The sequence below is a fragment of the Enterobacter sp. MGH 16 genome (assembly GCF_000493175.1).
GTDB classification, from domain to species: domain Bacteria; phylum Pseudomonadota; class Gammaproteobacteria; order Enterobacterales; family Enterobacteriaceae; genus Enterobacter; species Enterobacter roggenkampii.
This window is the reverse complement of the sequence record NZ_KI535695.1, coordinates 145,784-165,669: the sequence shown is the minus strand read 5'-3', so window position 1 is coordinate 165,669 and position 19,886 is coordinate 145,784. Positions and strand designations below refer to the sequence as shown.

The following is a 19,886-nucleotide window of genomic DNA, read 5'->3' as shown; positions in this document are numbered from 1 at the left end:
CGGTGTAACACCGGGTCAGTCTTAAAAGAACATGTCCAGCCATTACTTACGCATTTTCCAGCAACCGAAATCAGCGATTCTGCTGATCCTCGGCTTTGCCTCGGGTTTACCCCTCGCGCTCACCTCCGGCACGCTTCAGGCGTGGATGACGGTCGAGAACATCGATCTCAAAACCATTGGTTTCTTCTCGCTTGTCGGTCAGGCCTATGTCTTCAAGTTCCTGTGGTCGCCGGTGATGGATCGCTATACGCCGCCGTTCCTCGGGCGTCGCCGCGGCTGGCTGGTGATGACGCAGGTCCTGCTGCTGCTGGCCATCGCGGCGATGGGGTTTCTTGAGCCCACCACGCAGCTGCGCTGGATGGCCGCGCTTGCGGTGGTAATTGCCTTCTGTTCCGCTTCTCAGGATATCGTGTTCGACGCCTGGAAGACGGACGTGTTACCTGCGGAAGAACGCGGTGCCGGTGCGGCCATCAGCGTGCTGGGCTATCGCCTCGGGATGCTGGTCTCCGGCGGGCTGGCGCTGTGGCTGGCCGACCGTTACCTCGGCTGGCAGGGCATGTACTGGCTAATGGCCGCCCTGCTTATCCCCTGCATTATCGCCACGCTCTTTGCCCCCGAACCGAGCGACGTTATTCCGGTTCCCCGCTCGCTGGAGCAGGCCGTGGCCGAACCGCTGCGCGACTTCTTTGGCCGCAACAACGCCTGGCTGATCCTGCTGCTGATCGTCCTTTATAAGCTTGGCGACGCCTTTGCCATGAGCCTGACCACCACCTTCCTGATCCGCGGTGTCGGTTTTGATGCCGGTGAAGTGGGGGTAGTGAATAAAACGCTGGGGCTGTTTGCAACCATTGTCGGGGCACTTTACGGTGGCGTGCTGATGCAGCGCCTGACGCTGTTCCGCGCACTGCTGATCTTCGGCATTCTTCAGGGCGCCTCTAACGCGGGCTACTGGCTGCTGTCGATTACCGACAAACATATGATCAGCATGGCCGCTGCGGTGTTCTTCGAAAATCTCTGCGGCGGTATGGGGACAGCAGCCTTTGTCGCCCTGCTGATGACCCTGTGCAACAAGTCATTTTCCGCCACGCAGTTCGCGCTGCTCTCGGCGCTCTCTGCCGTTGGCCGCGTTTACGTAGGTCCGATTGCCGGCTGGTTTGTGGAAGCCCACGGTTGGCCAACGTTTTATCTTTTCTCCGTCGTGGCTGCCGTGCCGGGGATTTTATTGTTGCTGGTCTGTCGCCAGACGCTGGAATATACCCAGCGGACCGAACACTTTATGCCACGAACGGAATATCACCGCGCCTACCGTTTTGCGTTACGTCTGTTAATGATGGGCTGCGTTGCGCTGGCACTCTGGCTTATCGTGCTCATTATTAATGCCAGCACACCACTGGCGCTCCCCTTTGAGGCCCTTCTGCTGGACGCCGGAGCCCTGCTGGCCATCGTTGGGATCCTGACGGGCGGTCTGCTCGATTTCATGGCGTTGCGGAAAACGCAGCTGACCTGAAGAAAAATGCGAAAGGTTATTTCCCGTTGTAATCACCAACCGAAATTATAACGGTGAAATAGCCACCATCGACTAAAAAAAATATTTGTTGTTTTGTGCGGGATAGGATTTGGAAATTATTGGCTCTGGTTCCAAAACGCTATTTTTCATTAAACGATTCAGCATGCGATAGTTTGATTTTTCGTTTTTTAGATGTCTTTTTATTGATAATTAATTGTTAATTTTTTGTTTATTTTTAACAATGGTTATACCAATTGTCCCTTTTAGGGTATGCTTGGGGGTCCTTTCGTTATAAAGCCCATCTCATGCGGCTTCGGTCATAAAAACCGACATAATTTGTAACACTTGTGACACGTGCGGCAGAACCCGGTAACACCTTCCTGACACAGGCCTAATGATGTTTACAGTAATGTAACCTTCCCGTAAAATGCCCGCACACTTTAAACGCCACCAGACTCCCGTGGAATTGAGGTCGTTAAATGAGACTCAGGAAATACAATAAAAGTTTGGGATGGTTGTCATTATTCGCAGGCACTGTATTACTCAGTGGCTGTGATTCTGCACTACTAGACCCCAAAGGACAGATTGGACTGGAACAACGTTCACTGATATTGACGGCTTTTGGCCTGATGTTGATTGTGGTTATTCCAGCCATTTTGATGGCTGTTGGTTTCGCCTGGAAGTATCGTGCGAGCAATAAAGATGCGAAGTATAGCCCGAACTGGTCACACTCCAACAAAGTGGAAGCTGTGGTCTGGACGGTACCTATCCTGATCATCCTGTTCCTTGCCGTACTGACCTGGAAAACCACTCACGCACTTGAGCCAAGCAAGCCGCTGGTTCACGATGAAAAACCGATTACCATTGAAGTGGTCTCCATGGACTGGAAATGGTTCTTCATCTATCCAGAGCAGGGCATTGCTACCGTGAATGAAATCGCCTTCCCGGCGAACACTCCGGTTCAGTTCAAAGTGACCTCCAACTCCGTAATGAACTCCTTCTTCATCCCGCGTCTGGGTAGCCAGATTTACGCGATGGCCGGTATGCAGACTAACCTGCATCTGATCGCGAATGAAGCAGGCACCTACGATGGTATCTCCGCCAGCTATAGCGGCCCGGGCTTCTCAGGTATGAAGTTCAAAGCTATTGCAACGCCAGACCGTGCCGCTTTCGACCAGTGGGTTGAAAAAGCGAAACAGTCTCCAAACACCATGTCTGACATGGCGGCGTTCGAAAAAGTGGCTGCACCTAGCGAATACAACAAGGTGGAGTACTTCTCTAACGTGAAGCCTGATTTGTTCAAAGACGTTATTGGCAAATTTATGGATCACGGCAAGAGCATGGACATGACCCAGCCAGAAGGCGAGCACAGCGCGCACGAAGGTATGGAAGGCATGGACATGAGCCACGCGGAAACCGCTCACTAAGGGGCCGAGGAAGAAAATGTTCGGAAAATTGACACTGGATGCAGTGCCCTACCATGAACCGATTATCATGGTTACGGTGGCTGCAATTATCATCGGTGGCGCGGCCTTAGTTGGCCTGATCACTTACTTCGGTAAGTGGAGCTACCTGTGGAATGAGTGGCTGACTTCGGTTGACCACAAAAAACTCGGTATCATGTACTGCATCGTCGGTATCGTCATGTTAATTCGTGGCTTTGCGGATGCGATCATGATGCGTAGCCAGCAGGCGCTCGCGTCTGCGGGTGAAGCCGGCTTCCTGCCACCGCACCACTACGATCAGATCTTTACCGCCCACGGCGTTATCATGATCTTCTTCGTGGCGATGCCGCTGGTTATCGGTCTGATGAACGTGGTCGTTCCGCTGCAAATCGGCGCGCGCGACGTTGCGTTCCCGTTCCTGAACAACCTGAGCTTCTGGTTCACCGTTGTCGGCGTTATTCTGGTTAACCTGTCACTGGGCGTGGGCGAATTCGCGCAGACCGGCTGGCTGGCTTACCCACCGCTGTCAGGAATTGAGTACAGCCCGGGCGTTGGCGTCGACTACTGGATTTGGGCGCTTCAGCTCTCCGGTGTCGGTACGACCCTGACCGGTATCAACTTCTTCGTGACCATTATCAAGATGCGTGCCCCTGGCATGACCATGTTCAAGATGCCGGTATTTACCTGGGCATCTCTGTGCGCCAACATCCTGATTATTGCGTCCTTCCCAATTCTGACTGTTACCATCGCGCTGCTGACCCTGGACCGCTACCTGGGCACCCATTTCTTCACGAACGATATGGGTGGCAACATGATGATGTACATCAACCTGATTTGGGCATGGGGTCACCCGGAAGTTTACATCCTGGTTCTGCCTGTATTCGGTGTGTTCTCCGAAATCGCGGCAACCTTCTCGCGTAAACGTCTGTTTGGTTACACCTCTCTGGTGTGGGCAACCGTGTGTATTACCGTTCTGTCGTTCATCGTTTGGCTGCACCACTTCTTCACCATGGGTGCGGGCGCGAACGTAAACGCCTTCTTCGGTATTACCACCATGATTATCGCCATCCCGACCGGGGTGAAGATCTTCAACTGGCTGTTCACCATGTATCAGGGCCGTATCGTGTTCCACTCAGCAATGCTGTGGACCATCGGCTTCATCGTGACCTTCTCCGTAGGTGGGATGACCGGCGTACTGCTGGCGGTACCGGGTGCTGACTTCGTTCTGCACAACAGTCTGTTCCTGATTGCGCACTTCCATAACGTTATCATCGGTGGCGTGGTCTTCGGCTGCTTCGCTGGCGTAACCTACTGGTGGCCAAAAGCGTTCGGCTTCACGCTGAACGAAAAATGGGGTAAACGCGCGTTCTGGTTCTGGATCATCGGCTTCTTCGTCGCCTTTATGCCGCTGTACGTGCTGGGCTTCATGGGTATGACCCGTCGTCTGAGCCAGCAGATCGATCCGCAGTTCCACCCAATGCTGATGGTTGCAGCGGGCGGTGCCGTGCTGATTGCCTGTGGTATCGCGTCTCAGCTGATTCAGTTCTACGTGTCTATTCGCGACCGCGACCAGAACCGTGACCTGACCGGTGACCCATGGGGTGGCCGTACGCTGGAGTGGGCGACCTCTTCTCCACCGCCTTTCTATAACTTTGCCATCGTGCCTCAGGTTCATGAACGTGACGCATTCTGGGAAATGAAAGAAAAAGGTGAAGCGTACAAGCAACCTGCTCATTACGAAGAGATCCATATGCCGAAAAACAGCGGTGCGGGCATCGTGATTGCCGCCTTCGCAACGGTATTTGGTTTCGCAATGATCTGGCACATCTGGTGGATGGCGATTGTTGGCTTTGCTGGCATCGTAATCAGCTGGATTGTGAAGAGCTTTGACGAGGACGTGGACTACTACGTACCAGTCCGTGAAGTTGAAAAGCTGGAAAATCAGCATTTCGACGAGATTTCTAAAGCGGGGCTGAAAAATGGCAACTGATACTCTGGCGCACTCAACTGCCCACGCGCATGAACATGCGCACCACGATACAGGACCGACCAAAGTCTTCGGTTTCTGGATCTACCTGATGAGCGACTGCATTCTGTTCTGCTGTCTGTTCGCGACCTATGCCGTTCTGGTGAACGGCACAGCGGGCGGCCCGACCGGCAAGGACATCTTTGAACTGCCGTTCGTTCTGGTTGAAACCGCACTGCTGTTATTCAGCTCCATCACCTACGGCATGGCGGCTATCGCCATGTACAAAAACAACAAGAGCCAGGTTGTCTCCTGGCTGGCGTTGACCTGGTTGTTTGGTGCTGGATTTATCGGGATGGAAATCTATGAATTCCATCACCTGATCATGGAAGGCTTCGGCCCGGATCGCAGTGGCTTCCTGTCCGCGTTCTTCGCGCTGGTTGGCACCCACGGTCTGCACGTGACCTCCGGTCTGATCTGGATGGCAGTACTGATGTTCCAGATCTCCCGTCGCGGCCTGACCAGTACTAACCGTACCCGTATCCTGTGCCTGAGCCTGTTCTGGCACTTCCTGGACGTGGTGTGGATCTGTGTGTTCTCTGTTGTCTATCTGATGGGGGCGATGTAATGAGTCATTCTAACGATCATGGCGCTTCCCACGGCAGCGTAAAAACCTACATGACAGGTTTCATCCTGTCGATCATCCTGACGGTGATCCCGTTCTGGATGGTGATGAGCGGCTCTGCGTCTAAGCCGGTTATCCTGGGAGCAATCCTGGTGACCGCGGTGATTCAGATTCTGGTGCATCTGGTTTGCTTCCTGCACATGAACACCAAGTCCGATGAAGGCTGGAACATGACCGCCTTTATCTTTACCGTGATTATCATCGCTATCCTGGTAGTCGGTTCCATCTGGATTATGTGGAACCTCAACTACAACATGATGGTTCACTAAGAGCGGCGAGTATGTTTAAGCAATACCTGCAAGTAACGAAACCAGGCATCATCTTTGGCAACCTGATCTCCGTGATCGGAGGGTTCCTGCTGGCCTCTAAGGGCAGCATTGATTACGCCCTCTTTATCTACACGCTGGTCGGTGTGTCACTGGTTGTTGCGTCCGGTTGTGTATTTAACAACTACATCGACATGGATATCGACAAGAAGATGGAAAGGACCAAAAATCGGGTGCTGGTGAAAGGCCTGATCGCCCCTTCCGTCTCGCTGGTGTACGCCACCTTGCTGGGTATTGCTGGCTTTATGCTGCTGTGGTTTGGTGCTAACCCGCTGGCCTGCTGGCTGGGGGTGATGGGGTTCGTGGTGTATGTGGGCATCTACAGCCTGTATATGAAACGTCACTCCGTCTACGGCACGCTGATTGGTTCTCTCTCCGGCGCTGCGCCGCCGGTGATTGGCTACTGCGCGGTCACGAACGAGTTCGACAGCGGTGCGCTGATCCTGCTGGCTATCTTTAGCCTGTGGCAGATGCCGCACTCCTATGCCATCGCAATTTTCCGCTTTAAGGATTATCAGGCAGCGAACATCCCGGTTCTGCCGGTCGTGAAGGGCATCTCCGTTGCCAAGAACCACATCACGCTGTACATCATCGCCTTTGCCGTGGCAACGCTGATGCTCTCTCTGGGTGGTTACGCCGGATACAAATATCTGGCGGTAGCGGCTGCGGTGAGCGTCTGGTGGCTCGGCATGGCGCTGCGCGGTTACAAAGTGGAAGATGACAAAGTCTGGGCGCGCAAGCTGTTTGTGTTCTCGATTGTGGCCATCACCTCGCTGTCCGTGATGATGTCTGTCGATTTCATGGTGCCAGATTCACACAACCTGCTGACTTACGTCTGGTAAGCCACAACAGGTGAATAAAGGGGTGCTTCGGCACCCTTTTTTATTCACGGAATTTATTAATAACGCATGTAATATTTGTTAAATAACCCTTTATTTACCCCGCCCCTTCCCCGCACTACACTATGGCCTGCTTTTGAACTGAGGTGGTAATGAACGATTATAAAATGACGCCAGGCGAGCTACGCGCGACCTGGGGCTTAGGGACTGTCTTCTCGCTACGGATGCTTGGCATGTTTATGGTCCTGCCTGTTCTGACCACGTACGGTATGGCGCTGCAGGGGGCCAGCGAGGCGCTGATTGGCCTCGCCATTGGCATTTATGGTCTGGCGCAGGCGGTGTTCCAGATCCCGTTTGGCCTGCTCTCTGACCGGGTGGGCCGCAAGCCGCTGATTGTCGGCGGGCTGCTGGTCTTTGTGCTCGGAAGCGTCATTGCCGCCCTCTCCCACTCCATCTGGGGGATTATTCTTGGCCGCGCCCTGCAGGGCTCCGGCGCGATTGCCGCCGCGGTGATGGCGCTGCTGTCAGACTTAACCCGCGAGCAGAACCGCACCAAAGCCATGGCCTTTATCGGCGTCAGCTTTGGCGTGACGTTTGCGATTGCGATGGTGCTGGGCCCGATAATCACCCATGCGCTCGGCCTGCACGCCCTGTTCTGGATGATTGCCGTGCTGGCGACCCTCGGCATTGCCTTAACCCTGTGGGTGGTGCCGGACAGCAAAAACCACGTCCTCAACCGTGAGTCGGGGATGGTTAAAGGCTGCTTCAGCAAAGTGATTGTCGAGCCGCGCCTGCTTAAGCTGAATTTTGGCATTATGTGCCTGCACATCCTGCTGATGTCGACCTTTGTCGCCCTTCCCGGCCAGCTTGCCGCAGCGGGTTTCCCGGCGGCTGAGCACTGGAAAATCTATCTGGTCACGATGTTGATTTCGTTTGTCTCCGTCGTGCCGTTCATCATCTACGCCGAAGTGAAGCGCAAAATGAAGCGCGTCTTCGTGGGCTGCGTGGCGCTCCTGCTGATTGCCGAAATCGTGCTCTGGGGCGCCGGCCCGCACTTCTGGGAACTGATCGCCGGGGTACAGCTGTTCTTCCTGGCGTTTAACCTGATGGAGGCCCTGCTGCCGTCGCTGATCAGCAAAGAGTCCCCCGCCGGTTACAAAGGCACGGCGATGGGTATTTACTCCACCAGCCAGTTCCTCGGCGTGGCAATCGGCGGCTCGCTTGGCGGCTGGGTTGACGGGCTGTTTGATTCGCAAACCGTGTTTCTCGCGGGCGCGCTGCTGGCGACAGTCTGGCTGCTGGTCGCCAGCACCATGAAAGAGCCGCGCTACGTGAGCAGCCTGCGGGTTGAGATCCCGGATGACGTAGAGATTAGCGACGCGCTGAAGCAGCGTCTGGAAGGAAAAGAAGGGGTCACAGAGGTGCTGATTGTTCCCGAGGAGCGCAGCGCTTATGTCAAAATTGACAGCAAGGTGACCAACCGCTTCGAGGTCGAGCAGGCGCTGAAAGCGTGAAAAAAAGCCCGGGTAAACCGGGCTTTTTATATTAGTCGCGGAAGTTTTTAAACTGGAACGGTTGCCCCAGGTCGCCGCCGCGCACCAGCGCCATCACGGACTGCAGGTCGTCGCGGGACTTACCGGTGACGCGAATTTCCTCGCCCTGGATCTGCGCCTGCACCTTCAGCTTGCTGTCTTTGATGAGCTTCACGATCTTCTTCTGCACCGCGCTCTCGATGCCCTGCTTCAGCTTCGCTTCAACAAACCAGTTCTTACCGCTGTGCACAAACTCGTCCGGCACATCCAGGGACGTCCCTTCGATGCCGCGCTTCAACAGCTTGGCGCGCAGAATGTCGAGCAACTGATTCACCTGGAAATCAGACTCGCTCAGCACCTTAATGGTCTTATTTGCATCGTTCAGCTCAAACGACGCCTCAACGCCACGAAAATCGAAACGTGACTCAACTTCGCGGGTTGCGTTCTCAACGCCGTTGCGAACTTCCTGGATATCAACTTCGGAAACAATATCGAAAGATGGCATCTTTTCTTCTCCCTTCACTTTTGTTGCGTTGCATAATACCCGCTACGAGGCATAACTCAACAGAAGCTTAGCTGTATAATTAAGCTGTAACACCTGGCGCAGTTGCAGGTGAGGAGGAACAATGAAAATTACGGTGCTCGGATGCGGAGCGCTTGGTCAGCTGTGGCTGACCGCACTGTGCAAGCACGGACATGAGGTTCAGGGCTGGCTGCGCGTGCCCCAGCCTTATTGCAGTGTAAACCTGATTGGTGAAGACGGAAGCATCTTTAACGAATCCCTCACCGCGAACGATCCTGATTTCCTGGCGCAAAGCGACCTTTTACTGGTGACGCTTAAAGCCTGGCAGGTCTCAGACGCGGTAAAAACGCTGGCCGCGCAGCTCCCCCCCACTTCGCCCATACTGCTGCTGCATAACGGCATGGGGACCCTGGATGAGCTGAAAAGCGTTCCGCAGCCCCTGCTGATGGCAACGACCACCCACGCTGCGCGCCGCGACGGCAACATCATCGTGCATGTCGCCAGCGGCGTGACGCACATCGGGCCTGCCAGAACGCAGGATGGGGACTACAGCTATCTTGCCGATGTGCTGCAGAAGGTGCTCCCGGACGTGGCCTGGCATAACCACATTCGCCCTCAACTCTGGCGCAAGCTGGCCGTTAACTGTGTGATCAACCCGCTGACGGCGCTGTGGAACTGCCCGAACGGTGAACTGAAAAACCATCCGCAGGAGGTGGCGTCCCTCTGTGCAGAAGTCGCGGCGGTCGTTGAGCGGGAAGGGCTGCATACCTCGGCAGACGATTTACGCTGTTATGTCGAGCAGGTTATTGAGAGTACAGCTGAGAACATCTCCTCGATGCTGCAGGATGTTCGGGCATTACGCCACACGGAGATCGACTACATCACCGGCTATCTGCTAAAACGCGCCCGCGCACACGGCATCGCGGTGCCGGAAAACGCCCGTCTGTATGACCTGGTTAAACGTAAGGAGAGTGAATATGAGCGCGTCGGCACTGATCTGCCTCGCCCCTGGTAGCGAAGAGATGGAAGCGGCCACCACCATTGATCTGATGGTGCGCGGCGGCATTAAGGTCACCACCGCCAGCGTCGCCAGCGACGGTAATCTGGCAATCACCTGTTCACGCGGGGTGAAAATCCTTGCAGATGCACCGTTGGTACAGGTGGCTGACGGAGATTACGACATCATCGTGCTGCCCGGTGGGCTGAAGGGCGCGGAATGTTTTCGTGACAGCCCGCTGCTGGTTGAGACCGTGCGTCAGTTCCATTTATCCGGCCGCATCGTCGCCGCCATTTGTGCCGCCGCCGGAACGGTTTTGGTTCCACACGATATCTTCCCCATTGGCAACATGACCGGCTTCCCGGGGCTGAAAGACACCATTCCGGAAGATCAGTGGGTGGACAAACGCGTCGTCTGGGATCCCCGCGTCAACCTGCTGACCAGCCAGGGCCCCGGCACCGCGATTGATTTTGGCTTAAAGATTATCGACCTGCTGGTCGGGCGCGAGAAGGCGTACGAAGTGGCATCGTCACTGGTGATGCCAGCGGGGATTTATAATTACTATGAAGAGTAGTGCATAAAAAAAAGCCGGGTGGCGGCTACGCCTTACCCGGCCTACAAATGCACGGTACCGTAGGCCCGGTAAGCGAAGCGCCACCGGGCGAGAAACTACGGACGATACACCTTCACATTGGCAAAGCCCTGCTCGCGCAGATACAGCGCCTGCAGGCGGCTCATCACCCCGCGCTCACACCACAGCAGGTACGTTTTGCTCTGGTCGAGGTCGCCAAACTTCGTGCTCAGCTTGTAGAACGGCAGAGAAACCACTTCGACGCCATCCACCTGCAGCGGCTTGTCATCCTGCTCGTCAATGGAGCGGATATCCAGAATCGCGTCGTTCGCGCCGAAACCGCTCACGGTCTCCACTTCTACCACTTCCTGCTCGGTCTGCTGGGCGATCTCGCGGATATCAATGTTGGACGCTTCTTCCACCACTTTATCCAGAATGCTGAAATCGAAGTTCTCTTCTTCCGCTTCGATCTTCGCCTTCACCGCTTTCACCGTTGGGCTTTTTGAGATCACGCCACAGTATTCCGGCATGGTGCGGGCAAAATCTTCGGTACCGATTTCGCGCGCCAGATCGATGATGTGCTCTTTATCATGGGAGATCAGCGGACGCAGGATCAGGGTATCAGACACGTTGTCGATCAGGCGCAGGTTGGTCAGCGTCTGGCTGGAGACCTGCCCCAGCGCTTCACCGGTGACCAGCGCCTGCACGCCGTAGCGTTCAGCCACTTTGGATGCCGCACGCACCATCATGCGCTTCAGGATGACGCCCATCTGGCCGTCGTCCACTTTCTCCAGAATCTCGCCGACCACCGGTTCGAAATTGATTGCCACGAAACGCACGCGGTGGGAGCTGCCGAAGCGGTTCCACAGGTAATGCGCCACCTGACGAACGCCGATTTCGTGCGCCGCGCCGCCCAGGTTGAAGAAGCAGTAGTGTACGCGGCAGCCGCGGCGCATCAGCATATAGCTGGAGACGCCGGAGTCGAAGCCGCCGGAGATCAGGGACAGAACATCTTCCTGAGTCCCGATCGGGAAGCCGCCGATACCTTCATAACGGCCTTTCACCAACAGCAGGCGATCGTTTTCGATCTCCAGATTAACGGTCACGTCCGGGTTGGTCAGACGCACGCGCGCCGTCTCAACGTGCTGGTTCAAACCGCCGCCAACGTAACGTTCCACTTCAATGGAGCTGAATTCGTGCTTACCGCGACGCTTCACGCGCACGCAAAAGGTTTTGCCTTCGATCCGATCGCGGTACTGAACCAGCGCTTTTTCGAAGATGTCGTGCATATCGCTGAACGGGACATCTTCCACTTCCAGAATATGGTGGATCCCTGGAATACGGGTCAGCGCGTCGCGAATATCCTGACGTTTGTTTTCGTCTTTCGCACGAACCTCAACGTGGTCCCAGTGGCGCACTACGGCGAGGGTTTCGTCGTAGTGCTTTAAAACGTTACGAATGTTCCCGGTGAGAATTTTAATAAAGCGCAAACGCACAGATTGGCTTTTGATGGTGATTTCAGGGAACAATTTAATGATAAACTTCATGGCGGCAATGTTTCTTAGGCAAGCGTATTAAGGCTTGTAATGGAAAAGAGTACAGCAGCCCACACCCGTGGCTGCATCCAGGCGCGCAAGTATACCACCATCGCGCCGCTCCTGTGCACATTGCGCGTTATTTGATAATTGCCCTGAGTCCGTTACCATGTCGGGGCTGAGAATATAAGAGTCAATTCACTATGCCGAAGAAGAACGACGCACCGGCCAGTTTCGAAACTGCGCTGAGTGAACTGGAGCAAATCGTTACCCGTCTTGAGAGCGGCGATCTCCCGCTGGAAGAGGCGCTCAACGAATTCGAGCGCGGCGTGCAGCTGGCGCGCCAGGGGCAGGTCAAACTGCAGCAGGCCGAGCAGCGCGTGCAGATCCTGCTTTCCGACAGCGAAGACGCGAAAACCACGCCTTTCACACCGGACGCCGAGTAAATGGATTTTGCCAACGAGCTTCAGGCGCGCGTCGTGCGTGCCAACGACGCCCTGCGCCGATTTATTGCGCCACAGCCTTTTCAGAACACTCCTCTGGTTGAAGCCATGCACTATGGCGCACTCTTGGGTGGAAAGCGCCTGCGCCCGTTCCTGGTGTACGCCACCGGCAACATGTTTGGCATCAGCGATAACACGCTGGACGCCCCGGCAGCCGCCGTTGAGTGCATCCATGCCTACTCGCTGATCCACGACGATCTCCCGGCGATGGACGACGACGATTTGCGTCGGGGTCAACCCACCTGCCACATCAAGTTTGGCGAGGCGAATGCCATTCTGGCGGGTGATGCCCTGCAGACGCTGGCGTTCTCGATTCTGAGCGACGCGCCAATGGCCGAAGTGGCTGACCGTGACCGTCTGGCTATGATTTCCGAACTGGCCATGGCCAGCGGCGTGGCCGGCATGTGCGGCGGTCAGGCGCTGGATCTTGAAGCGGAAGGACGTCAGGTTAATCTGGAACAGCTGGAGCGTATTCATCGCCATAAAACCGGGGCATTGATTCGTTCCGCCGTTCGCCTGGGCGCGCTGAGCGCGGGTGAGCAAGGGCGCAAAGCCCTGCCGATTCTGGACAGATACGCAGAAAGTATCGGTCTGGCATTCCAGGTTCAGGATGACATTCTGGATGTGGTGGGCGATACTGCAACATTGGGTAAACGTCAGGGTGCGGACCAGCAGCTTGGCAAAAGTACCTACCCCGCCCTGCTGGGTCTTGAGCAAGCCCAACGTAAAGCCCGGGATCTGATTGACGATGCCCGCCAGTCACTGAATGAACTGGCTGCGCAATCGCTGGATACCTCGGCACTGGAAGCGCTAGCGGACTATATAATCCAGCGTGATAAATAAACTATATATCTCGATGAGCCTTTGATGAGTTTTGATATTGCCAAATACCCGACACTGGCGTTAGTTGACTCCACCCAGGAGTTACGTCTGTTGCCGAAAGAGAGCCTGCCGAAGCTGTGCGACGAGCTGCGTCGCTACCTGCTCGACAGCGTAAGCCGCTCCAGCGGCCATTTCGCCTCCGGGCTTGGCACGGTAGAGCTGACCGTGGCGCTGCACTACGTCTATAACACGCCGTTCGATCAGCTCATCTGGGACGTGGGCCACCAGGCCTATCCGCACAAAATTCTGACCGGACGTCGCGATAAAATTGGCACTATTCGTCAGAAAGGTGGCCTGCATCCGTTCCCGTGGCGCGGTGAGAGCGAGTATGACGTGCTGAGCGTCGGCCATTCCTCCACCTCCATTTCTGCGGGCATCGGTATTGCCGTCGCCGCCGAGAAAGAGAACAAGCAGCGCCGCACCGTCTGCGTGATTGGCGACGGTGCCATCACCGCGGGTATGGCCTTCGAAGCCATGAACCATGCGGGCGACATCAAGCCGGACATGCTGGTTATCCTCAACGATAACGAAATGTCGATCTCCGAGAACGTTGGCGCGCTGAACAACCATCTGGCACAGCTGCTCTCCGGCAAGCTTTACTCCTCGCTGCGTGAAGGCGGTAAAAAAGTCTTCTCCGGCGTACCGCCGATCAAAGAGCTGCTTAAGCGTACCGAAGAGCACATCAAAGGCATGGTCGTGCCGGGCACCCTGTTTGAGGAGCTGGGCTTTAACTATATTGGCCCGGTTGACGGTCACGACGTACTGGGGCTGGTCACCACGCTCAAGAACATGCGCGACCTGAAAGGCCCGCAGTTCCTGCACATCATGACTAAAAAAGGGCGTGGCTACGAGCCGGCGGAAAAAGATCCGATTACCTTCCACGCGGTACCGAAATTTGACCCGTCCAGCGGCTGTCTGCCGAAAAGCAGCGGCGGCATGCCGAGCTATTCAAAAATCTTCGGCGACTGGCTGTGCGAAACCGCCGCGAAAGACAACAAGCTGATGGCGATCACCCCGGCCATGCGCGAAGGCTCCGGCATGGTAGAGTTCTCTAAAAAATACCCTGACCAGTATTTCGACGTGGCCATTGCCGAGCAGCACGCGGTGACATTTGCAGCGGGCCTGGCGATCGGCGGCTACAAACCGGTTGTCGCTATCTATTCCACCTTCCTGCAGCGCGCCTACGATCAGGTGATCCACGACGTGGCGATCCAGAAGCTGCCGGTGCTGTTTGCCATTGACCGTGCGGGCATCGTCGGTGCCGACGGCCAGACGCACCAGGGCGCGTTTGACCTGTCGTTCCTGCGCTGCATTCCGGATATGGTGATCATGACGCCAAGCGACGAAAACGAATGTCGTCAGATGCTGTTTACCGGCTACCACTATCAGGATGGCCCAAGCGCCGTTCGCTATCCGCGCGGCAATGCGGTGGGCGTTGAGCTGCAGCCGCTGGAGAAGCTGGCGATCGGTAAAGGTCTGGTTAAACGTCGCGGTGAGAAAGTGGCGATCCTGAACTTCGGCACGCTGATGCCAGAGGCGGCGAAAGTAGCTGAAACGCTGAATGCCACCCTCGTGGATATGCGCTTTGTGAAGCCGCTCGACGAATCCCTGATCCTGAGTATGGCTGAGGCGCACGACGTGCTGGTCACGCTGGAAGAAAACGCGATTATGGGCGGTGCGGGCAGCGGCGTGAACGAGGTGCTGATGGCAAACCGTAAAGCCGTTCCGGTGCTGAACCTCGGCCTGCCGGACTACTTCATCCCGCAAGGTACCCAGGACGAAGCCCGCGCGGCGATTGGCCTGGACGCTGCCGGTATCGAAGCTAAAATCCGCGCCTGGCTGGACTGATCCCCCTCCCCCCTTTTCCGCTCCTGCTATGCTTAAACGTATTGTTTAAACAGCAGGAGCGGAACCGTGCAATACACAACATTAGGAAAAACGGACCTTAAGGTTTCCCGACTTTGTCTGGGATGCATGACCTTTGGCGAGCCCGATCGGGGGAACCACGCCTGGACGCTGCCGGAAGAGAGCAGCCGTCCGATTATCAAACGCGCCATCGAGGGCGGCATTAACTTCTTTGACACCGCCAACAGCTACTCCGACGGCAGCAGCGAGGAGATTGTCGGCCGCGCCCTGCGCGATTTTGCCCGTCGGGATGACATCGTCGTTGCCACCAAGGTGTACTACCCGGTGGGCGACCTGCCGCAGGGCCTTTCTCGCGCGCAGATCCTGCGTTCCATTGACGACAGCCTCAGGCGCCTGAACATGGATTACGTCGACCTGCTGCAAATTCACCGCTGGGATTACAACACGCCGATCGAGGAGACGCTTGAGGCGCTCAACGACGTCGTCAAAGCCGGTAAAGCACGCTACATCGGCGCATCGTCGATGCACGCGTCGCAGTTCGCTCAGGCGCTGGATCTGCAGGCGCAGCACGGCTGGGCGCGCTTTGTCACCATGCAGGATCACTACAATCTGATCTATCGTGAAGAAGAGCGTGAGATGTTGCCGCTGTGCCATCAGGAGGGCGTGGCGGTCATCCCGTGGAGCCCGCTCGCGCGCGGTCGCCTGACCCGTCCGTGGGGCGAAACTACGGCCCGTCTGGTCTCGGATGAAGTGGGAAAAAATCTCTATGAAGGAACAGAGGCCAGCGATGCACTGATTGCCGAACGCCTGGCCGGCATTGCCGACGATACCGGCGCAACCCGCGCCCAGGTAGCGCTGGCATGGCTGCTGGGTAAACGCGGCGTCGCGGCTCCCATTATCGGCACGTCCCGGGAAGAGCAGTTGGACGAACTGTTAAACGCGGTGGATATCACGCTGACGCCCGAACAGGTTGCCGAGCTGGAGACGCCGTATCAGCAGCATCCGGTGGTGGGGTTTAAATAAGCCCTCTCTTTTGTAGGCCGGGTAAGGCGGAGCCGCCACCCGGCAATACAGAGCGTACAAACTCACGCGAAGTGATCGTACCCTTTCCAGTCCAGCGTAACCGGCGCACCGTCTTTCACAAACTTCAGCCCTTCACTCTCCGGCATGATCTGCCCGATACAGGTGAATTTCGCGCCAAGATGCGCTAACGCCACGTCGAGCGTTCCACGGTTCAGCTCCGGAACGGTAAAGCACAGTTCATAATCTTCACCACCGGACAGCGCCCAGCGCAGCGCCTGCTCAGGTTCGACATGACGAAGCAGTTCCTCTGACAGCGGGAACAGATCCAGGTCAACGCGCGCGCCGACACCGCTGGCCTTCAGAATATGGCCGAGGTCCGAGATCAGCCCGTCAGAGAGATCGATAGCCGAGCTTGCCCGCTCGCGCAGCGCCTGACCGTGCAGTATACGCGGCGTCGGGCGCAGATGGCGTTTCACCAGATACGCCGCATCGTCTGTATCCTTCACGGTTAAGCGATCCTGGAGGATCGCCAGCCCTGCCGCGCTGTCGCCCGGCGTACCGGTCACATAGATCCAGTCGCCGGGTTTTGCGCCTGAGCGCTTCAGCGCGCGGCCGAGCGGCACATAGCCGTGGATCGCCAGCGTCATCGACAGCGGCCCGGCAGTGGTATCACCGCCAATCAGCTGCATATCGTAGTAGTTAAGCTGCTCAAACAGCGCATCGCTAAAGGCTTCAAGCCAGGCTTCGTCTACCTCAGGCAGCGTCAGCGCCAGGGTTAACCACGCGGGATCGGCCCCCATTGCCGCCAGATCGCTGACGTTAACCGCCAGCGCCTTATACGCCAGATCGGCAGGATCGATATCCGGTAAAAAATGACGTCCGCACACTAAGGTGTCGGTGCTGATTGCCAGCGTCTGTTTTTCGGGAATATTGAGAAGTGCACAGTCATCGCCGATGCCGGTTTCAACATCAAGACGAGAGGTTCTGACACGGTCGAAATAACGGGCAATCAGGGAAAATTCGCCGCATGCCATACGTTATGCCTCAGCAAATAAAAGAAAAAACCGGAGCCGCACTGCCCGTCAGGCAATGCAGAACTCCGGTTTGCGGATCACTTTTTGTGGGGACGGATCGCAGGTGCTGCTTTATCAAGTACGCCGTTTACAAACTTATGGCTGTCTTCAGCGCCGAAGGTTTTCGCCAGTTCGATCGCTTCGTTGATGGCCACTTTGTACGGCACATCATCACGTTTAGACAGCTCAAACAGCGCAATGCGCAACACTGCTTTTTCTACCTGACCCAGCTCTTCGAGCAGACGGGACAGATAAGGTTTCATCAGACCATCGAGATACGCGCTATTAGTCGCCACTCCCGACAGCAGTTCACGGAAGTACAGAACGTCAACGTCTTTCACGTCCTGTTCTGACAGGAACTGGTATTCAACATCAGCGATGTCGTTCTGGGACAACTGCCAGGAGTAAAGTGCCTGGACGGCACATTCACGGGCGCGGCGACGAGCAGCAGGTTTCACGGAATTCCCCTTACAAAAAAATCAGGCCTTGATGGCTTTCAATACATTGATCATTTCAAGCGCGGTCAGTGCAGCTTCTGCACCTTTGTTACCGGCTTTGGTGCCAGCACGTTCGATGGCTTGTTCAATACTTTCGGTGGTCAGCACGCCGAACGCGACAGGAATTTCAGCATCCTGCGCAACGTGTGCCAGACCGTTGCTTGCACCGCCCGCAACGTATTCGAAGTGCGCAGTGCCGCCACGAATAACGGTACCCAGCGCAATCACCGCGTCATATTTACCGGTTTTCGCCAGCGCGCCCGCCGCCAGTGGCAGTTCGTAAGCGCCTGGAACCCAAACAACGGTAATGTTGTCATCTTTAACCTGGCCGATACGTTTCAGGGCGTCAACCGCACCTTCCAGCAGGCTATCGTTGATGAAGTTGTTGAAACGCGCAATGGTGATGGCGACGCGAGCGTCCGGGGTAGCTACAGCAGCTTCAATAATGTTCATACTCTTCCTTTACGGGTTCATTTGGCCCCGCAGGGGGGCGGATTTTATCATAATACTTTGCGCACTGCTTCCCTATTTCGGGAGCAATTACGCTGTCGTTAAGTGGAGGCAGACATCCGGACCTACCGGACGAATCTCGCTAAATTTGAGTTGTGGTGCATCGGCCAGTTTTTCAAGGCCGGGCAGCACAAACAGGCCGCGCGCGTCACTGCCCAACAGTTTAGGCGCAACGTAAACAAGCAGTTCATCCACCAGCCCCGCCTGAAGCAGCGCGCCGGCAAGCGTCGGGCCCGCTTCGACCCAGATGCTGTTCACCTGCTGCTTGCCGAGCAGCATCATCAGCACCACCAGATCCAGATGCCCGTTATGCTCCGGCACTATGATGCTGCGCACGCCTTCTGGCCATTCACGCGTATCTTCCTTCGTGCGGGCAATCCAGGTTTCCCCTGGCTGCTGGACGATGCGGTGCTCCGGCGTCACGCGGTTCTGGCTATCAATGACAATACGCAGCGGCTGACGCAGATTCTCCTGCGGATACAGAGCCTGGGTATCGGCATTCAGCTCGTCCCAGCGCACGGTCATGGCCGGATCGTCAGCCAGAACGGTTTCACTGCTGGTGAGGATAGCATGGCTTTGCGCGCGCAGACGTTGCACATCGCGCCTTGCCTGCTGCGACGTGATCCACTGGCTCTCGCCGTTTGCCATCGCCGTACGACCGTCCAGCGAGGCACCCAGCTTAAGCTGGATATACGGGAACCCGGTACGCATGCGCTTCAGGAAACCTTTGTTGAGCGCTTCCGCGTCCTGCATCATCAGGCCATGGCTGACGTCAATGCCTTCCTGCTGCAGACGATACAGACCACGTCCGGCCACCTGCGGATTCGGGTCCTGCATCGATGCAACCACGCGCGACACCCCCGCGGCAATCAGCGCGTCGCAGCACGGTGGCGTACGCCCGTGATGGCTGCAGGGCTCCAGCGTAACGTAGGCCGTCGCACCGCGCGCCTTCTCGCCTGCCATGCGCAGGGCATGAACCTCAGCATGCGGCTCGCCTGCACGATAGTGAAAGCCCTCCCCCACGATCTCGCCATCGTTAACGATAACGCACCCGACGTTCGGGTTGGGATGGGTCGTAAAACGACCGCGCTGCGCCAGCTTCATGGCTCGCGCCATGTACATCTCATCGTGCATGAGCTTAATCCTGTAAGCGGGCGATCTCTTCGCCAAACTCTTTGATATCTTCGAAGCTGCGGTAGACCGAGGCGAAGCGGATATAGGCGACCTTATCGAGCTTTTTCAGCTGCTCCATCACCAGGTTGCCAATCATCTTGCTGGGCACTTCACGCTCACCCAAACCACGAAGGTAAGATTTTATGTGGTTTAGCGCCATCTCCACGTCGTCCGCGCTGACGGGACGTTTTTCAAGGGCTTTCAGCATTCCGCTGCGCAGTTTCTCTTCGTTAAACGGCTCACGCACGTCGTTACTTTTAACCACGCGCGGCATGACCAGCTCTGCCACCTCAAAGGTCGTGAAACGCTCGTTACACACCAGACACTGCCGACGACGGCGCACTGAAGACCCTTCGCCCACAAGGCGAGAGTCGATGACTTTGGTATCCACAGCGGAGCAGAATGGGCAATGCATACGGTATCCCTGTTATCT

20 protein-coding genes are annotated in these 19,886 nt (G+C 56.3%); 13 read left to right on the top strand and 7 right to left on the bottom strand.

Annotation, left to right across the window (positions count from 1 at the left end; translation table 11 throughout):
* Window positions 1-31: 31 nt before the first annotated feature.
* From ampG to L362_RS21925, 7 genes are all read left to right on the top strand, one after another.
* A complete protein-coding gene (gene ampG, locus L362_RS21895) occupies window positions 32-1,507 on the top strand; it encodes a muropeptide MFS transporter AmpG (protein WP_023343488.1) in 1,476 nt (491 codons plus the stop codon).
* 479 nt (window positions 1,508-1,986) lie between these two features.
* Entirely contained in the window at window positions 1,987-2,934 is a 948-nt protein-coding gene (gene cyoA / locus L362_RS21900; RefSeq protein ID WP_008503322.1) for a cytochrome o ubiquinol oxidase subunit II, read from the top strand.
* A gap of 16 nt (window positions 2,935-2,950) precedes the next feature.
* A complete protein-coding gene (cyoB, locus tag L362_RS21905) occupies window positions 2,951-4,942 on the top strand; it encodes a cytochrome o ubiquinol oxidase subunit I (RefSeq protein ID WP_008503323.1) in 1,992 nt (663 codons plus the stop codon).
* Window positions 4,932-5,546: a cytochrome o ubiquinol oxidase subunit III gene (locus L362_RS21910; RefSeq protein ID WP_008503324.1), complete on the top strand. Its 615-nt coding sequence runs from the start codon at window positions 4,932-4,934 to the stop codon at window positions 5,544-5,546. Before cyoB ends, L362_RS21910 begins: the two co-directional genes overlap by 11 nt.
* A complete protein-coding gene (locus tag L362_RS21915; RefSeq protein WP_006176899.1) occupies window positions 5,546-5,872 on the top strand; it encodes a cytochrome o ubiquinol oxidase subunit IV in 327 nt (108 codons plus the stop codon). Before L362_RS21910 ends, L362_RS21915 begins: the two co-directional genes overlap by 1 nt.
* Before the next feature lie 11 nt (window positions 5,873-5,883).
* A complete protein-coding gene (cyoE, locus tag L362_RS21920) occupies window positions 5,884-6,771 on the top strand; it encodes a heme o synthase (protein ID WP_008503325.1) in 888 nt (295 codons plus the stop codon).
* A 149-nt stretch (window positions 6,772-6,920) separates the two neighbouring features.
* Window positions 6,921-8,282 (top strand): MFS transporter, encoded by a 1,362-nt coding sequence (locus L362_RS21925; RefSeq protein WP_023343487.1) that lies wholly within the window; start codon window positions 6,921-6,923, stop codon window positions 8,280-8,282.
* 31 nt (window positions 8,283-8,313) lie between these two features.
* On the opposite strand, the gene L362_RS21930 is transcribed toward L362_RS21925, so the two are convergent.
* Window positions 8,314-8,805, bottom strand: coding sequence for a YajQ family cyclic di-GMP-binding protein (locus tag L362_RS21930; RefSeq protein ID WP_023293165.1), 492 nt, complete (start codon window positions 8,803-8,805; stop codon window positions 8,314-8,316).
* Between the two features lie 121 nt (window positions 8,806-8,926).
* On the opposite strand from L362_RS21930, the gene panE reads away from it, so the two are divergent.
* Together panE and yajL are read left to right on the top strand one after the other, a co-directional pair.
* Complete coding sequence (gene panE, locus L362_RS21935) at window positions 8,927-9,838, top strand: 2-dehydropantoate 2-reductase (protein WP_008503328.1); 912 nt, start codon at window positions 8,927-8,929, stop codon at window positions 9,836-9,838.
* On the top strand, window positions 9,801-10,394 hold the full coding sequence (gene yajL / locus L362_RS21940) for a protein deglycase YajL (protein WP_023343486.1): 594 nt from the start codon (window positions 9,801-9,803) through the stop codon (window positions 10,392-10,394). The genes panE and yajL overlap by 38 nt, the downstream gene beginning before the upstream one ends.
* Before the next feature lie 95 nt (window positions 10,395-10,489).
* Here yajL and thiI read toward each other — a convergent pair whose 3' ends face one another.
* Entirely contained in the window at window positions 10,490-11,938 is a 1,449-nt protein-coding gene (thiI, locus tag L362_RS21945) for a tRNA uracil 4-sulfurtransferase ThiI (protein WP_023343485.1), read from the bottom strand.
* 191 nt (window positions 11,939-12,129) lie between these two features.
* On the opposite strand from thiI, the gene xseB reads away from it, so the two are divergent.
* The 4 genes from xseB to L362_RS21965 all read left to right on the top strand — a co-directional run bounded on the left by xseB (window position 12,130) and on the right by L362_RS21965 (window position 16,200).
* Window positions 12,130-12,372: an exodeoxyribonuclease VII small subunit gene (gene xseB / locus L362_RS21950; protein ID WP_008503331.1), complete on the top strand. Its 243-nt coding sequence runs from the start codon at window positions 12,130-12,132 to the stop codon at window positions 12,370-12,372.
* Window positions 12,373-13,272: a (2E,6E)-farnesyl diphosphate synthase gene (gene ispA / locus L362_RS21955; protein WP_008503332.1), complete on the top strand. Its 900-nt coding sequence runs from the start codon at window positions 12,373-12,375 to the stop codon at window positions 13,270-13,272.
* Window positions 13,273-13,296: 24 nt separating this feature from the next.
* Window positions 13,297-15,159, top strand: coding sequence for a 1-deoxy-D-xylulose-5-phosphate synthase (gene dxs / locus L362_RS21960; protein WP_008503333.1), 1,863 nt, complete (start codon window positions 13,297-13,299; stop codon window positions 15,157-15,159).
* A gap of 66 nt (window positions 15,160-15,225) precedes the next feature.
* Window positions 15,226-16,200, top strand: a complete 975-nt coding sequence (locus tag L362_RS21965) for an aldo/keto reductase (RefSeq protein WP_023343484.1) — start codon at window positions 15,226-15,228, stop codon at window positions 16,198-16,200.
* Between the two features lie 62 nt (window positions 16,201-16,262).
* Here the strand turns inward: L362_RS21965 and thiL are convergent, their stop codons facing one another.
* The 5 genes from thiL to nrdR form a co-directional block, all read right to left on the bottom strand.
* Window positions 16,263-17,234, bottom strand: a complete 972-nt coding sequence (thiL, locus tag L362_RS21970) for a thiamine-phosphate kinase (protein ID WP_023343483.1) — start codon at window positions 17,232-17,234, stop codon at window positions 16,263-16,265.
* Window positions 17,235-17,311: 77 nt separating this feature from the next.
* The gene (gene nusB / locus L362_RS21975) at window positions 17,312-17,731 is read right to left on the bottom strand and encodes a transcription antitermination factor NusB (RefSeq protein WP_006809908.1); all 420 of its coding nucleotides are present in this window, start codon (window positions 17,729-17,731) and stop codon (window positions 17,312-17,314) included.
* 21 nt (window positions 17,732-17,752) lie between these two features.
* On the bottom strand, window positions 17,753-18,223 hold the full coding sequence (ribE, locus tag L362_RS21980; protein WP_003859098.1) for a 6,7-dimethyl-8-ribityllumazine synthase: 471 nt from the start codon (window positions 18,221-18,223) through the stop codon (window positions 17,753-17,755).
* Between the two features lie 87 nt (window positions 18,224-18,310).
* The gene (ribD, locus tag L362_RS21985) at window positions 18,311-19,414 is read right to left on the bottom strand and encodes a bifunctional diaminohydroxyphosphoribosylaminopyrimidine deaminase/5-amino-6-(5-phosphoribosylamino)uracil reductase RibD (protein ID WP_023343482.1); all 1,104 of its coding nucleotides are present in this window, start codon (window positions 19,412-19,414) and stop codon (window positions 18,311-18,313) included.
* Window positions 19,415-19,418: 4 nt separating this feature from the next.
* On the bottom strand, window positions 19,419-19,868 hold the full coding sequence (gene nrdR, locus L362_RS21990; protein ID WP_008503337.1) for a transcriptional regulator NrdR: 450 nt from the start codon (window positions 19,866-19,868) through the stop codon (window positions 19,419-19,421).
* Window positions 19,869-19,886: the final 18 nt, after the last annotated feature.